This is a genomic window from Nonomuraea sp. NPDC049129 (assembly GCF_040648495.1).
In the GTDB taxonomy this organism is placed as follows: Bacteria; Actinomycetota; Actinomycetes; order Streptosporangiales; family Streptosporangiaceae; genus Nonomuraea.
The window spans coordinates 382,362-396,475 of sequence record NZ_JBEZDU010000001.1 but is presented as its reverse complement, the minus strand read 5'-3'; the positions used below and the strand labels follow the sequence as shown (position 1 = coordinate 396,475).

Genomic DNA, 14,114 nt, shown 5'->3' with positions numbered 1-14,114 from the left:
GCGACACCACGGCGGGTGAGCTGTGGAAAACCGCAGCCAGATCCGGGTACGCGCTTCCTTCCGGCGCTCGGACCCCCCGGACCTCGCGTTTCTCGTCATGATGGGAAGTTGATCGACGTCCCGCGCCGCACGCTCGAGGGCCGATCTTGACGGGTCCGGTGGACGGGAGAGGCGATACATAGTCGTGAGATAGCGAGACATAGGCGTGGGGTCGCGGGCTGCGGTCGGCAGGGGTCCTACGGCGAGTGCCGCAGAAACCATGGACGGGCGCGGGGTTCCTCCATCGAGGCGCCGACAGCTCCCCGTTGCCAGTAGCCCGACCCGTAAGCGCTGGTCAGACGTTTTCGTCGGCCCTGCGACAGATTTCCGGATTCTTTCTGCCGGAAGGTTGACGTAAAAAATGGGCAAACCATAGGTTTCCAGCGTGTCAACGCCCAATGGAGCCCATGCGCTCGTCCGTCGCTCCCATGAGGAGAGAGTGCTGCGCCTGCTACGCCAGCACGGCGCGCAGAGCCGCAGCGAGATCGCGACGCGGGTCGGCCTGTCGCGCACCACGGTCTCCGAGATCACCAGTGACCTGATCGGGCGCGGCGCGATCCAGGTCGTCGACACCGACGCCGTCGAGCGCGTCGGCAGCGGCCGGCCGGCCGAACGGCTCGCGCTGGACCCCGGTTCGGGGCAGTACATGGGCGTCGACTTCGGCCACCGGCGGGTGAACGTCCTGGTGGCCGACGCGGCGCACGACATCATCGCGTCCGGCACCTCGCGCTACGAGGAGTCGGCGCAGTGGCCCGAGCGGGTCGAGGCCGGGCTGGCGCTGATCGACCGGATCAGCGCCGACACCGGTGTCCACTACGGCGCCCTCCAGGCCATCGGGATCGGCGTGCCGGGCTGGGGTGACCGCTCGCGCGCCGACGGGGTGGCGGAGCTGTTCGCCGAGCGCTTCCACACCGCCGTGATCGTCGACAACAACGTGCGCTTCGCGGGGCTGGCCGAGGCGCTGCACGCCCAGTCGGACTCCGTACGCGACCTCATCTACCTGCGCCTGTCCGACGGCGTCGGCGGCGGGCTCGTGGTGGGCGGCCAGCTCGTACGAGGCTTCAAGGGCTACGCCGGAGAGCTCGGCCATGTGACCGTCGTGCCCGGCGGCGCGCAGTGCCGGTGCGGCAAGCGCGGCTGCGTGGAGACCGTCGCGTCGGTCCCGGCGATCCTCGGGCGCTGCCGCGAGCTCGGCCTGCCGATGGAGACGCTCGACGACCTGCGGGCCGCCGTAGAGATCGCGCACCCGGTCGTCGACCAGGTGCTGCGCGCGGCCGGCGCGGCGGTCGGCCGGGTGCTCGGCACCGCCGCGATGACGCTCAACCCCAGCGAGATCGTGCTGGCCGGCGAGATCGTCATGATCGCGCCCACGCTGGTGCAGCAGGTCGCGGCCACGGTCACGTACGAACTGTCGTGGCTGACCGACGCGGCGCCGGTGATCCGCGCCGCCCTGCTGGCGGACGACGGCGGCGCGCTCGGCGCCATCGCGGCCCTGTTCCACGAGTCCCCACTGCTGGCCGGATACGAAGCGAACGTCACAACGGACGGAGGCCAAAGGTGGCCGTGATCACTACGGAAGCGGCGGCGGCCACGAAGGTCCGCCCCCGCAAGAGCCGTACCCTGCTGATGCTCAACATCGGCTCGGTGGTGGCCGGGCTGGCGATCTGGTGGGGGCTGTCCCTGGCCGGGCTGCAGTTCCCGACCCCGGGCGAGGTCGTCGCGGCCGCCTGGCGGATGCTCCTGGACGGCACACTCGTCACCGACGTCGGCGCCTCGCTCGGGCGGGTGCTGGCCGGGTTCGCGCTCGGCTCGGTCGCGGCGGTCCTGATCGGCTTCCTCATGGGGTGGTACACGATCGCGCGCGGCCTGTTCGAGCCGTGGATCCAGTTCTTCAGGACCGTCCCGCCGCTGGCGATGCTGCCGCTGGTGCTGGTCCTGATGGGCATCGGCGAGAGCCCGAAGATCTTCGTCATCTTCCTGGCGGCGTTCCTGGCCTGCGTCATCTCGACCTACCAGGGCGTGGTGAACGTGGACCGGACCCTCGTCAACGCCGCGCGGGTCCTCGGCGCGGGGGACGGGACGATCTTCGCGCGGGTCGTGGTGCCGGCCTCGACGCCGTTCATCCTCGTCGGGATGCGGGTCGGGCTCGGCTCGGCCTGGGGCACGCTGGTGGCCGCCGAGCTGCTGGCCGCGCAGGCGGGGCTCGGGCACCGGATGCAGAACGCGCAGCTCTACTACGACCTGCCGACGATCTTCGTCGGCATCATCACGATCGGGATCCTCGGCCTGATCATGGACCGGCTGCTCATGCTGGCCGGCAACAAGCTGACGGCCTGGCAGGAGAGCCGATGACCACGCCCAAGATCTCCGTACGCGACATCGAAAAGGTCTACCCCGTCGGCAAGGAGGACTTCGTCGCCCTCGGCGGCGTCTCGCTCGACATCGCCGACAACGAGTTCGTGACCGTCGTCGGGCCCTCCGGCTGCGGCAAGAGCACGCTGCTCAACATCCTCGCCGGGCTGGAGCAGCCCACCGGCGGCGCCGCGCTCGTCGACGGCAAGCCGGTCTCGGGTCCTGGCCCCGAGCGCGGGGTGATCTTCCAGCAGTACGCGCTGTTCCCGTGGCTGACCGTCCGCGAGAACGTCGAGTTCGGCCTGCGTACCGCCAAGGTGCCCAAGGACGAGCGGCGCCGGCGGGCCGAGCACTTCATCGGCCTGGTCGGCTTGGAGCGGTTCGCGGACGCGCTGCCCAAGACGCTGTCCGGCGGCATGAAGCAGCGCTGCGCCATCGCCCGCGCGTACGCGGTCAACCCGTCGATCCTGCTCATGGACGAGCCCTTCGGCGCGCTGGACGCGCTGACCCGGGTGCGGCTGCAGGAGCAGCTCCTGGAGACGTGGAGCCAGGAGCGGCGGACGGTCATGTTCATCACCCATGACGTGGACGAGGCGGTGTTCCTCGCCAACCGGGTGATCGTGATGGCCGCGCGGCCCGGCCGCATCGCCGATGTCATCGACGTCGACCTCCCCTATCCGCGCGACGAGGACATGCGCCTGAGTCCCGAGTTCGGGAACCTGCGCAACCGCGTCTGGCATTCGGTGTACCACCAGCGGCAAGTCAAGGAGCCCGCGCAATGAGAAAGACATCCATCGCCGCTGCCGCCGTCATGCTGGCGCTCGGCACGGCCGCCTGCTCGTCAGGCGACGTCGGCACCCAGGTCAACTTCGGCTACATCGGCGACTTCAACGGCGCCAGCCTGCTCGCCGTCGCCGACCAGCAGGGCCTGTGGAAGAAGCACGGTATCGACGCGAAGACCAGCGTCTTCACCAACGGCCCGCTGCAGATCCAGGCGCTGGGCACCGGCGACCTCGACTTCGGCTACATCGGGCCGGGCGCCATGTGGCTGCCGGCCACCGGCAAGGCCAAGGTCGTCGCGATGAACACGCTCGGCAACGCCGACCGCGTCATCGCGCAGGCCGGTACGGGCTCGATGGCCGACCTGAAGGGCAAGACGATCGGTGTGCCCGAGGGCACCTCCGGCGACATGATCCTCACGCTCGCCCTGAAGAAGGCCGGGCTGGCGAAGACCGACGTCAAGATCGTCCCGATGGACGCGGCGACGATCGTCTCGGCGTTCACCTCCAAGCAGATCGACGCGGCCGGCTTCTGGTATCCGGCCATCGCCACGATCAAGAAGGCCGTTCCGGACCTGGTCGAGCTGGCCAAGAACGAGGACTTCGCCGACACGGTGTCCTTCCCGACCGCGTTCGTGGCCGGCAACGACGTCGTCGCCAAGGACCAGGGCAAGACCCAGAAGGTCATCGCCGTGCTCCGCGACGCGATCCAGTACCGCAGCGAGCACCTCGACGAGACCATCGCCGCGACCGCCAAGATGCTCAACCAGCCGGCCGAGCAGGTGAAGGCCGACGCGGCCAACTCCAAGGTGCTGTCGCTGTCCGAACTGGACGGCTACACCAAGGACGGCACGATCGACAAGTGGCTGACCGGCATGAACGACTACTTCGTCGGCGCGGGCAAGCTCACCGGCGCCGTCGCCCCCAAGACTTACTACACCGCCGACCTGTTCACGGGCGCCGCCAAGTGAACATCCTGTTCCTGATGACCGACCAGCACCGCGTCGACACCCTCGGCGCGTACGGCAACCGCCTGGCCGCCACCCCCGTCCTCGACGAGCTGGCCAGGACCGGAACCCGGTTCGACCGCTGGTACACCCCCACCGCGATCTGCACGCCCGCGCGGGCGAGCCTGCTCACCGGGCAGGCGCCGTTCCGGCACAAGCTGCTGGCCAACCACGAGCGCAACGTCGGCTACATGGAGGACCTGCCCGACGGGCAGTTCTCCTTCTCCGAGGCGCTGCGGGGGGCCGGGTACAACTGCGGGCTCATCGGCAAGTGGCACGTCGGGCACCACCGGCGGGCGGCCGACTTCGGCTTCGACGGGCCGGACCTGCCGGGGTGGCACAACCCCGTGGACCACCCCGACTATCTGGACTACCTGGCGGCCAACGGGCTGCCGCCGTACGAGATCCACGACCACATCCGAGGGACGCTGCCCAACGGCGGGCCGGGCAACCTGCTCGCCGCGCGGCTGCGTCAGCCGGTGGAGGCGACGTTCGAGCACTACCTGGCGACGCGGACGATCGAGATGCTGGAGCGGTACGCGGCCGACGAGCGGCCCTTCTTCCTGCAGCTCAACTTCTTCGGGCCGCACCTGCCGTACATCGTGCCGGACGAGTACTTCGACATGTTCGACCCCGAGCTGGTCGAGCTGCCCAAGTCGATCGCCGAGACCTTCGCCGGCAAGCCCGCGGTGCAGGCCAACTACAGCGCGCACTGGACGTTCGACACCATGCCGCTGGAGGTGACGCGCAAGCTCATCGCCGTCTACTGGGGGTACGTCGCGCTCATCGACGCCCAGATCGGCCGGGTCATGGACGCCATGCGGCGCCTCGGGCTGGTCGACGACACGGCCGTGTTCTTCACCTGCGATCACGGCGAGTTCACCGGCGCGCACCGGCTGCATGACAAGGGCCCGGCGATGTACGAGGACATCTACCGCACGCCCGGCCTGCTCCGCGTTCCGGGGCAGGAGCCCGGAGTCGTCCGGTCGGAGTTCGTCAGCCTGCTGGACTGCACGGCGACCATCCTCGAACTGGCCGGGATCGACCCCGCTCCCGCCGTCGACTCGCGCAGCCTCGTGCCGCTCGCGTCCGCCGACGAGGTGGCGTGGGAGCAGGACATCGTCTGCGAGTTCCACGGGCACCACTTCCCGTATCCGCAGCGGATGATCCGGACCGACCGCTACAAGCTGGTCGTCAACCCGGACTCGACGAACGAGCTGTACGACCTGTTCACCGACCCGGACGAACTGCTCAATGTCTACGCGCACCCCGAGATGGAGGCGGTGCGCGGCCGGCTGATGCGGCGGCTGTACCAGGTGCTGCGGGATCGGGGTGACAACTTCTACCACTGGATGACGTCGATGTACGACGTCGGCGACGTCTCCTACGACCCGACGATGAGCGGGCTGGACGAGGCGACCTACCGGTGAGACGGCCCAACATCGTCATGATCCTCACCGACGACCACGCCTCGCACGCCGTCGGCGCGTACGGGTCGGTAGTCAACCGGACGCCGCGCATCGACGAGATCGCGGCGTCCGGGGCCCGGTTCGACAACTGCTTCGCGACCAACGCGCTCTGCTCGCCGAGCCGGGCCAGCATCCTGACCGGCACGTACTCGCACGTCAACGGCGTCTCGACGCTCGTCACGCCCATCGACGCCGCCCAGCCGACGTTCGTGAGCCTGCTGCGGGACGCCGGGTACCGGACCGCCATCGTCGGCAAATGGCACATGGGGGACGGCCCCGGTCATGATCCGCAGGGGTTCGACTACTGGGACGTGCTGATCGAGCAGGGGGAGTACTTCGATCCGCGATTCCTCTCGAAGGAGGGCCTGCGGACCGTCCCCGGCTACGCCACCGACCTCATCACCGACCTGGCGCTGTCGTGGGCCGACGGGCTCGACGGCGACGACCCGTGGTGCCTGCTGATCTACCACAAGGCGCCGCACCGCCCGTGGGAGCCCGACGAGAAGCACGCCGGGATGTACGCCGAGCCCATCCCGGTGCCGGCGACGTTCACCGATGACCACGCGACGCGCTCGTCCTCGGCGCGGCGGGCGGCGATGCGGATCGCCGAGCACCTGAACGCCGAGGACCTCAAGCAGGATCCGCCCGAGGGGCTGTCCTACGAGGAGCTGGCGCTGTGGAAATATCAGCGCTACATGGAGGACTACCTGGCCGTCGTCGCCTCGGTCGACGACAACGTGGGCCGGGTCGTCGACTGGCTCCGGGCCCGTGGCGACTTCGCGGACACGCTCCTGATGTACTGCTCCGACCAGGGCTTCTTCCTGGGGGATCACGGCTGGTTCGACAAGCGCTTCATGTACGAGGAGTCGCTGCGGATGCCGCTGGTCCTGAGCTACCCGAGGCGTGTACCGGCTGGTCAGGTACACCCCGGTATCGTGACGAACGTGGATTTCGCGCAGACCGTGTTGGACGTGGCCGGGGTGGCGCACCATCCCCGTATGCAGGGGCGCAGCTTCCTGGCGGACCTGACCGGCGAGCCCGGCCCGGCTCCCGCCGAGGGGATGTACTACCGCTACTGGGAGCACGACGACGTCTTCCACAAGGCGCCGGCGCACTACGGTTACCGGACGTCCCGCTACAAGATCATCTACTTCTACAACGACGGCATGGGACTGCCCGGTACGGGCGCGTTCACCTACAGCGGGGAATGGGAGCTGTACGACCTGGAGGCCGACCCCGCGGAGCTGCGCAACGTCTACTTCGAGCCGGACTATCTCGCGGTCCGCGAGGAGATGAAGGCCCGCATGTGGCAGGCGCAGGCGGCACTCGGCGACGAGCCGCACCCCAGCCAACCGGTCCCCAGCCAGTTGCTCCCCGGCCGGCCGCGCCCGAGCCAGTCGCTCCCCGGTCAGCCGCACCCCGGCGGGGTGTGACATGTCGGGCAGCTGCTGCACACCCGCGACGCCGGCCACACCCCTGGAGCCGACCCGGTTCGCGGCACAGGGCACGCACGCGATCGAGCAGGTGGACCTGCCCGGCGGCGAGTTCCGGATGGGCGACGCCACCGGCGACGGCAACCGGGGCGACGGTGAGACGCCCGTCCACCCGGTGGTCCTGGCGCCGTTCTCGATCGACGCGACCTGCGTGACGACGGCCGACTTCGCCGCCTTCGCGGAGGCGACCGGCTACCGGACGGAGGCCGAGGAGTACGGCTTCTCCGCCGTCTTCCACCTGGCGCTGCAGGCCCGCCCGGAAGACGTGATGAACCCCGTCCCCGGCACCCCCTGGTGGGTCGGCGTCCACGGCGCCGACTGGCGGCACCCCGGCGGCGCCCTGTCATCGGCGGAGGCCGACCACCCCGTGGTCCATGTGAGCTGGAACGACGCCCTCGCCTACTGCTCGTGGGCCGGCCGGCGCCTGCCGACCGAGGCCGAATGGGAGTACGCCTCCCGTGGCGGCCTCGAGGGCGCACGCTACCCGTGGGGCGACGACCTGCCCGAGGACGAGTGGCGGGTGAACATCTGGCAGGGCGTCTTCCCCACCCGGAACACGCTGGCCGACGGCTACCTGACCACGGCTCCGGTCCGCACGTTCGAGCCCAACGCGTACGGGCTCTGGCAGACGGTCGGCAACGTCTGGGAGTGGTGTTCGGACTGGTACGCCCCCGACTACTACGCCTACTCCCCGTCGGCCGACCCGCGCGGCCCGCTCCGTGGCACGACGCGGGTGCTGCGCGGCGGCTCCTTCCTGTGCCACGACTCCTACTGCAACCGCTACCGCAACGCGGCGCGGTCCTCGAACACGCCCGATTCCTCGATGGCCAACGCCGGGTTCCGGACCGTGGCGCCATGAGGCCGCCGGAAAGCTGACCGTGGGGCTATGAGACCGCCGGCTGGTGGCCGAACCTGACCGGTTTCGGGCCGCGCAGCCGCACGGCCGGGTCGGTCAGCGCCTGGTCCCGGGCCTCGACCTCGACGGCCGGCTCGATGACCGGCTCGGCCTCGCCCGCCGCCACGATCCGCCACAGCAGCCGCGCGCGCAGCCCGGCCGCCACCTCCAGATGGGACCGATGCCCCGCCAGGTTGACCAGCTCGTGCGGGTCGCTGTCCAGGTCGTACAGGGCCTGCTCGCGGTAGTGGGCGGAGGCGGGGCTGGCCACCGGGTCGGCGTCCTCGGCGACGGCGTAGTACTTCCACCGCGAGGTACGGATGCCGCGCCCCACTTCCGATTCGCTCACCTGGAAGAACACCTCGTCCGGCCAGGGGGCGCGGGCGTCGCTGAGCAGCGGCAGGAACGAGCGGCCCTGCATGTTCTCCGGCACGGGCAGCCCGGCCGCGTCCAGCAGCGTGGGCGGCAGGTCGATGACGCTGACCGGCCGGGAGATCGCGCCGCCCCCGTCGAACCCCGGCCCGCGCACGGCCAGTGGCACCCGCAGCGACGCGTCGTGGCAGGACCGTTTGTACTCGCCGTTGCGGGTCTTGAAGTGGTTGCCGTGGTCGGAGGTGTAGGCGACGATCGTGTCGTCGAGCAGGTCCATGCTCCGCAGCGCGTCGAGCAGCCGGCCCAGCCCCTCGTCCAGGCGCTTGACCTGGCCCAGGTAGCCGCCCAGGTGCCGGGCGGCCGTGCCGCCCAGCGCGGTCAGGTCCGGCGGCGTCCAGCGGCCCTGGTAGCGCTCCTCGTAGCCGTCGGGGGCCGGGTAGTTGTCCACCTCGTTCTGGTGGTGCGGCTCCAGGAAGGACAGGAAGAGGAAGAAGGGCTCGTCGTGGTGGTCGGCGACGAACCGGACGGCCGCGTCGACCAGCGCGTCGGAGCGGTAACCGGGCAGGAAGACGGGGTCGTTCGCCTCGTCGTACACGATCGTGCGGTAGGCGTCGGAGGTGTGCTCCAGCGCGTTGGCCGCCAGCCACGACCCGTAGCCGCCGCGTAGTTCCTCGGGCACCGGCTCGGTGGCGGCCAGGTGCCACTTGCCGATGTAGCCGGTGGCGTATCCGGCGGCGCCGAAGTGGTGCGCCAGGGTGCGCTCCTCGGCGGGCAGGGCGCGGCCGTTGCGGTAGACCCCGGTCGTGGTCGGGTAGCGGCCCGTCTGCAGGGCCGCGCGGGCGGGCGCGCACACCGGTTGCGGGGTCAGCGCGACCGTGGCCTGCGTGCCGTGCCGGGCCATCCGGTCGAGGTTCGGGGTGAAGGGACCCACGGTGTCCCACCGCTGCTGGTCGGTGAAGACGACGATCACGTTCGGGCGCAAGGAAGAGCTCCTGTCGAAGGGCCGTTGGGAGAGGCTGTTGGGAAGGGCTGTCAGGAAGAGCCGCGTCGCAGGAATGTCCACGGGCGGACCACTTCGCGGGCGGGCAGGGGCCCGTCGGCCTGGAGGCGGTCGAAGAGCAGGCGTACGACGTCGGTGTAGTCGTGTCTGAGCGGGCCGACGGTGCTCAACTGCGGGTTGCTGATGAGCCCCTCGTCGATGTTGCCGACCCCGATCACCGCGACGTCGCCCGGCACGCTCAGCCCGATGTCCCTGGCGGCGGAGAGCACGCTGATCGCGGCCCGGTCCGACGCCGCGAAGATCGCGTCGGGCCGGTCGGGGGAGCGCAGGAGCTCGGTGGCTGAGTGGTAGGCCGCCACGCGGTCGTCCGCGCCGGAGACGATGATCCGCCGCTCGACGCCATGCCGGTCGAGGGCCGTCGTGTAGCCCAGCAGCCTGCCGGTCGGGTGGTCGCGGTAGAGCTCGTGGCGGTGCGCCATGAAGGCGATGCGCGTGCGGCCCTCGGCCAGCAGATGCTCGATCGCCTCGGCGCTGACCTCGGTCTCCGGTGTCCGTACGACGTCGCAGCCGTCCGGCACGCTCTCGTTGCGGACCACGACCATCGGCAGACCGCCGGCGGCGATCTCGGCCAGCAGGTCGTGGGTGAGGTGCTCGCCGGCCAGATTGACCAGCGCGCCGTCGGCGATCCCGCTCCGCAGCACGTCGGCCGCGGCCCGCGCGCGAGCCTCGGAGTAGACGGCGAGCGTGATCACGGAGTAGCCGTGTACGTCGGCCATCTCGTGGAGGTCCCTGGCCAGCCGCTCGTCGGTGGGCACCCCGCCGAGCGAGCCCTGAACCAGGCAGACCCGCTGGGTCCGGCGCTTGCGCAGGCTCCTGGCGGCCTGGTCGGGCGTGTAGCCGAGCTGCCTGGCCGCGTCGAGCACCCGCTGTCTCGTCTCGGCGGCGACGGGCCGGTCCCGGCCGCTGAGCACATAGGACACGGTCGCCACCGACACCTGCGCCAGCTCGGCCACCTGTCGTGCTGTGGGTCTCATGTGTGCTGATGTTAAACGATTAACATCAGCGGGCTCTACTCTAACCCTCCTGATCGGATCAACCTTCTGTCGTTCGGACGCTCTTTGCCGGTGAGGTAGAATTCAGGTACCGAGGACATTTCGTGCGTTGACACTCAGGTCGGCGTCGCCCACGGCGATCCGCGATTGTCGGCCTCCTCATGTTGGGCCGGACAGGTCAGGCGACCATGAAGGCGTCAGTTCTTACTCATCTCAAGCCGCTGAGCGCTGTCGCTTCCGCGGCTCCTGCCATCGGCTCCGAAGTGCGGCTCAGCCTGAATCCCGTTCTGAGCCGGCGATCCGTGGTGGACGGGGCGTGGTGGCCCCACTCCCGTGACGCGGCCGCAGAGCTGCCAGGGCTCATCGCCGCCGTCGATCAGCGGCTCGACCGGACCACGTTGCGGGTCGGCGTGCGCAAGGAGGCGTGGGACCACATCCCGCGTCGTATCCCGGCACCCGGGCGCCAGATCAAGGTCGGCTGGTTCCACAACACCGACCCTCAGGTGGTCACGTTGATCCTCGCGGGTGCCGAGCCGATCGTTCTGCTGGTCATCCCACCGGACACCGCGAGCGGGCCCGCTGAGGCCGCGCTCAAGCTCGGCGCTCAGGACACGAGCGGATTGTGGCCGGTCGACCTCCTCACCATCGCCCGCCTGCCCGCCACCCGCAGTGCCCGGCGGGCGGGCCAGGAAGCCTCGGACGGCTGGGAGAACGAGGGTGGGCACATCGCCGACCAAGCGGCCGGTCCGCCGATCCCGTAGCCGGTAGTTCCAACCCGAGCGCCGGGGCGGCGGGGGCGTAGGCTGCTGGACGTGGACCTCCCCCCGTCTCACGGCCCGACGTTGCAGGTCGCCCAGGCGTTCATCACCCTGGCCGACACGCTGGTAACCGGGTTCGACGTCATCGACTTCATGCACGGCCTGTCCGAGCAGTGCGTGCGACTTCTCGGCGTCGATGCCGCCGGGCTGCTGTTCGCCGCCCCCGGTGAGAAGTTGCGGTTGGTGGGCGCCTCCAGTGAGCAGAGCCGGCTGCTGGAGCTGTTCCAGCTCCAGACCGACCAGGGTCCCTGTCTGGACTGTTTCGCCACCGGTCGGTCCGTGCACTGCGCCGACCTGGCTACGGCGGAGCCCATGCGGCGCTGGCCCCGCTTCGCCGAGCAGGCCGGCGTCAACGGGTTTCGCGCGGTCGACGCGCTGCCCATGCGGCTGCGCAACCAGGTGATCGGCGCGATGAACCTGTTTCGCCACGAGCCCGGCGAAATGCCGGCCCCCACCGTCGCGCTCGCCCAGGCCCTGGCCGACATCGCCACCATCGGGCTGCTCCAGGAGCGCGCCATCCGGGAAGGCCAGGTCCTGTCCGAGCAGTTGCAGCACGCGCTCGACAGCCGGGTGGTAATCGAACAGGCCAAGGGTATGCTCAGCGAGCGTTACACGCTGCCGATGGAGCAGTCCTTCGCCGTGCTGCGCCGACACGCTCGCGACCACAGCCGCCACCTGACCGAACTCGCGCGTGAGGTGGTCGCCCGTGCCGCCGACCCCGGCCTCATGCCCTTCCCTCCCGCCCCCTCAGCCGAGGACGCTGACCCGACGCCGTGACACCCGGCGAGGCGTCAGCCCGGTAACCGGACGGTGGTTCCGCCCGTGTCGCTGGAGAAGGTGACCGCGTCGCCGAACTGCCGGATCGGGGGTGGAATACGGGAGCCCCTGAAGTCCCAGGTCGGCGACAGGTCCTGTACACCGGTAGCATGGGCCCAGGCACCGAGTGTTCCCCCGATGTATCGGGGGACGTCAGCCACAATCCTGAGAGCGGGACGCAAGATGCGTAGTCCTCGCACAACCGAAGACTTGACCACGATGGAGTCCGCCCCGACCACCGAGGCCGACGAGCGGGCCGAGCACGCGGCCAACGCCCAGTGGCTCAAGGACAACCCGGCTTCGATGCCGCAGGTGGCCGCGGGCCGCTGGGCCGTGTACAACCGCGCCGGCCACCTGCGCGGCCACCTCGTCGGTGATGGCCCGACCCGCGAGACCCGCTTCAAAGCGACCAGCGCCGACAAAGCGGACAACGACCGGATGCCCGCCGGCAGCGCGCGCTTCGGCATCACCTTGCACGATGCCGGGGCACATCTCCTCGATGGGGGCACGCACGGCGGCCTCGCCGAGGCAACGGGCAGCTGAGCGCCGCTCAGGCACCGGCGCACCGTGCGAGGCCGCTCGGTCATGCGTTGGGGCAGTAGGCCGGGGCCGTGCCGTAGGCGTACTGGAGGAAGTCGACCAGGTCGTCAGGCCAGGAGTTCCAGTCGTGGCCGCCGGTGCCGTAGCAGTAGCGGTGGTTCACTCCCAGACTGGTCAGCGTCTTGTCGAAGTCGCTCGCGTACGAGCCGAGGATGGTCTCGTCGACCGACAAGGCGTCATCATGGGCCTTGCTGTCGTAGGCGCACGTCTTCGGCGCTGGGTGGTTGCCGTCGGCGTACTGGGGATTGCCGGGAGCGCCCGGCAACTCCTTGCAGCCGCCCGCGTACAGGCCGAACCGGCCGCTGTAGGGCGCGTACTTGCCCTGTGTCACCAGCTCGGCCGGGTTGACGGACGGCCAGTCGTCGACCGTCTTGCCGTTGAAGACGGTGCTCGTGTACGGCCCGAACAGGCTCTCCAGCCGGTAGCGCCGCTGCTTGTCCTGGTCGAGCACCAGGACGCCGTTCTCGTATTTGTTGACCCTGAACGCCCCCCAGTCCGTCAGTGGCATGATCGCCGCGCCGGACGCCCACATGGAGTCGGAGATCGTCCGCTGGGCGGGCATGCCCCGCAGGTCGATGCCCGGGGAGAAGGCGCCGATGACGGAGAACACGTCGGGGTGCGCGGCGGCGTACTTGAGCGTGCCGAAGCCGCCCATCGAGATCCCGGCCAGCCCGCGCCCGGATCGGTTGGCGATGGTGTTGAAGTTGGCGTCGATCCAGGGGATGAGCTGGGAGATGTGGTACGTCTCCCACTTGGGCGCGAAATATCCGTCAGTGCGGCCGACCCAGTCGCTGTACCAGCCGGTCATCCCCCCGGTCGGCATCACCACGATGCCGTCATAGGCCCCCGCCTGGTCCACCAGGGAGACCAGATCGGTCTTCGTCGTCCATTCGTCGTAGTTGTCCCCGCCGCCGTTGAGCAGGTAGAGCGAGCGGTAGCGGGTGCTCCTGGCCGGGTCGTAGTCCTTGGGCAGGTAGATCCGTACGGTGATCGGACGGGCCAGCGGGTCGATCGCCGGAGTGCCGCCGGACGCCTGGAAGATCGCCGTGGAGGTCATGGTGATGTCCCGCAGCTCGGACCCGTTGTCCTGGAGATGCCGGTCCACGCTCACGCAGGTGATGCCGTAGTTGTCGGGGTGGGGCAGGGTCGTCGAGCAGGTCTGCGCCCGCGCCACGCCGGCCGGGACCACAACCGCTCCGGCGATCATCAGCAGTCCGGTCAATGCGCGCGATAACCACCGTGGGGAACTTCGCATCGCTTCCTCCTCCAAGTGAGAAACCGGGCATCAAGGTACAAAGCGGTGCCGATTTCCGCGTCAACCGCCGGGTGGAGAAAGTGGTCAACCTTCGCCTTGTGGGCCGGGGCCGCGTACAACTCCTGCGGTAGGTCGCCTGGCGTATTGCGGCTTTCGAGTGGGTCTTG

13 protein-coding genes are annotated in these 14,114 nt (G+C 69.8%); 10 read left to right on the top strand and 3 right to left on the bottom strand.

The window, feature by feature from the left end:
- Nucleotides 1-424: 424 nt before the first annotated feature.
- The 7 genes from AB0B64_RS01640 to AB0B64_RS01610 are packed head-to-tail and all read left to right on the top strand — an operon-like array spanning nt 425 to nt 7,998.
- Complete coding sequence (locus tag AB0B64_RS01640) at nt 425-1,606, top strand: ROK family protein (protein WP_358173768.1); 1,182 nt, start codon at nt 425-427, stop codon at nt 1,604-1,606.
- Nucleotides 1,603-2,391, top strand: coding sequence for an ABC transporter permease (locus tag AB0B64_RS01635; protein WP_357952206.1), 789 nt, complete (start codon nt 1,603-1,605; stop codon nt 2,389-2,391). Before AB0B64_RS01640 ends, AB0B64_RS01635 begins: the two co-directional genes overlap by 4 nt.
- A complete protein-coding gene (locus AB0B64_RS01630) occupies nt 2,388-3,173 on the top strand; it encodes an ABC transporter ATP-binding protein (protein WP_358173765.1) in 786 nt (261 codons plus the stop codon). Before AB0B64_RS01635 ends, AB0B64_RS01630 begins: the two co-directional genes overlap by 4 nt.
- Nucleotides 3,170-4,141, top strand: coding sequence for an aliphatic sulfonate ABC transporter substrate-binding protein (locus tag AB0B64_RS01625; protein ID WP_358173762.1), 972 nt, complete (start codon nt 3,170-3,172; stop codon nt 4,139-4,141). Before AB0B64_RS01630 ends, AB0B64_RS01625 begins: the two co-directional genes overlap by 4 nt.
- A complete protein-coding gene (locus tag AB0B64_RS01620) occupies nt 4,138-5,607 on the top strand; it encodes a sulfatase-like hydrolase/transferase (RefSeq protein WP_358173759.1) in 1,470 nt (489 codons plus the stop codon). Before AB0B64_RS01625 ends, AB0B64_RS01620 begins: the two co-directional genes overlap by 4 nt.
- A complete protein-coding gene (locus AB0B64_RS01615; protein WP_357952210.1) occupies nt 5,604-7,079 on the top strand; it encodes a sulfatase in 1,476 nt (491 codons plus the stop codon). The genes AB0B64_RS01620 and AB0B64_RS01615 overlap by 4 nt, the downstream gene beginning before the upstream one ends.
- A 1-nt stretch (nt 7,080) precedes the next feature.
- Nucleotides 7,081-7,998, top strand: coding sequence for a formylglycine-generating enzyme family protein (locus AB0B64_RS01610; protein ID WP_357952211.1), 918 nt, complete (start codon nt 7,081-7,083; stop codon nt 7,996-7,998).
- A 25-nt stretch (nt 7,999-8,023) separates the two neighbouring features.
- On the opposite strand, the gene AB0B64_RS01605 is transcribed toward AB0B64_RS01610, so the two are convergent.
- Nucleotides 8,024-9,388, bottom strand: a complete 1,365-nt coding sequence (locus tag AB0B64_RS01605; RefSeq protein ID WP_357952212.1) for a sulfatase-like hydrolase/transferase — start codon at nt 9,386-9,388, stop codon at nt 8,024-8,026.
- 50 nt (nt 9,389-9,438) lie between these two features.
- Nucleotides 9,439-10,440: a LacI family DNA-binding transcriptional regulator gene (locus AB0B64_RS01600; protein ID WP_358173757.1), complete on the bottom strand. Its 1,002-nt coding sequence runs from the start codon at nt 10,438-10,440 to the stop codon at nt 9,439-9,441.
- 281 nt (nt 10,441-10,721) lie between these two features.
- Here AB0B64_RS01600 and AB0B64_RS01595 point away from each other — a divergent pair, with 281 nt between their 5' ends.
- The 3 genes from AB0B64_RS01595 (at nt 10,722) to AB0B64_RS01585 (ending at nt 12,635) form a co-directional block, all read left to right on the top strand.
- A complete protein-coding gene (locus AB0B64_RS01595; RefSeq protein ID WP_357952214.1) occupies nt 10,722-11,219 on the top strand; it encodes a DUF5994 family protein in 498 nt (165 codons plus the stop codon).
- Between the two features lie 51 nt (nt 11,220-11,270).
- Nucleotides 11,271-12,053, top strand: coding sequence for a GAF and ANTAR domain-containing protein (locus AB0B64_RS01590; RefSeq protein ID WP_357952215.1), 783 nt, complete (start codon nt 11,271-11,273; stop codon nt 12,051-12,053).
- A gap of 249 nt (nt 12,054-12,302) precedes the next feature.
- Complete coding sequence (locus AB0B64_RS01585; RefSeq protein ID WP_357952216.1) at nt 12,303-12,635, top strand: hypothetical protein; 333 nt, start codon at nt 12,303-12,305, stop codon at nt 12,633-12,635.
- A gap of 40 nt (nt 12,636-12,675) precedes the next feature.
- On the opposite strand, the gene AB0B64_RS01580 is transcribed toward AB0B64_RS01585, so the two are convergent.
- Entirely contained in the window at nt 12,676-13,947 is a 1,272-nt protein-coding gene (locus tag AB0B64_RS01580; RefSeq protein ID WP_358173754.1) for an alpha/beta hydrolase-fold protein, read from the bottom strand.
- Nucleotides 13,948-14,114: the final 167 nt, after the last annotated feature.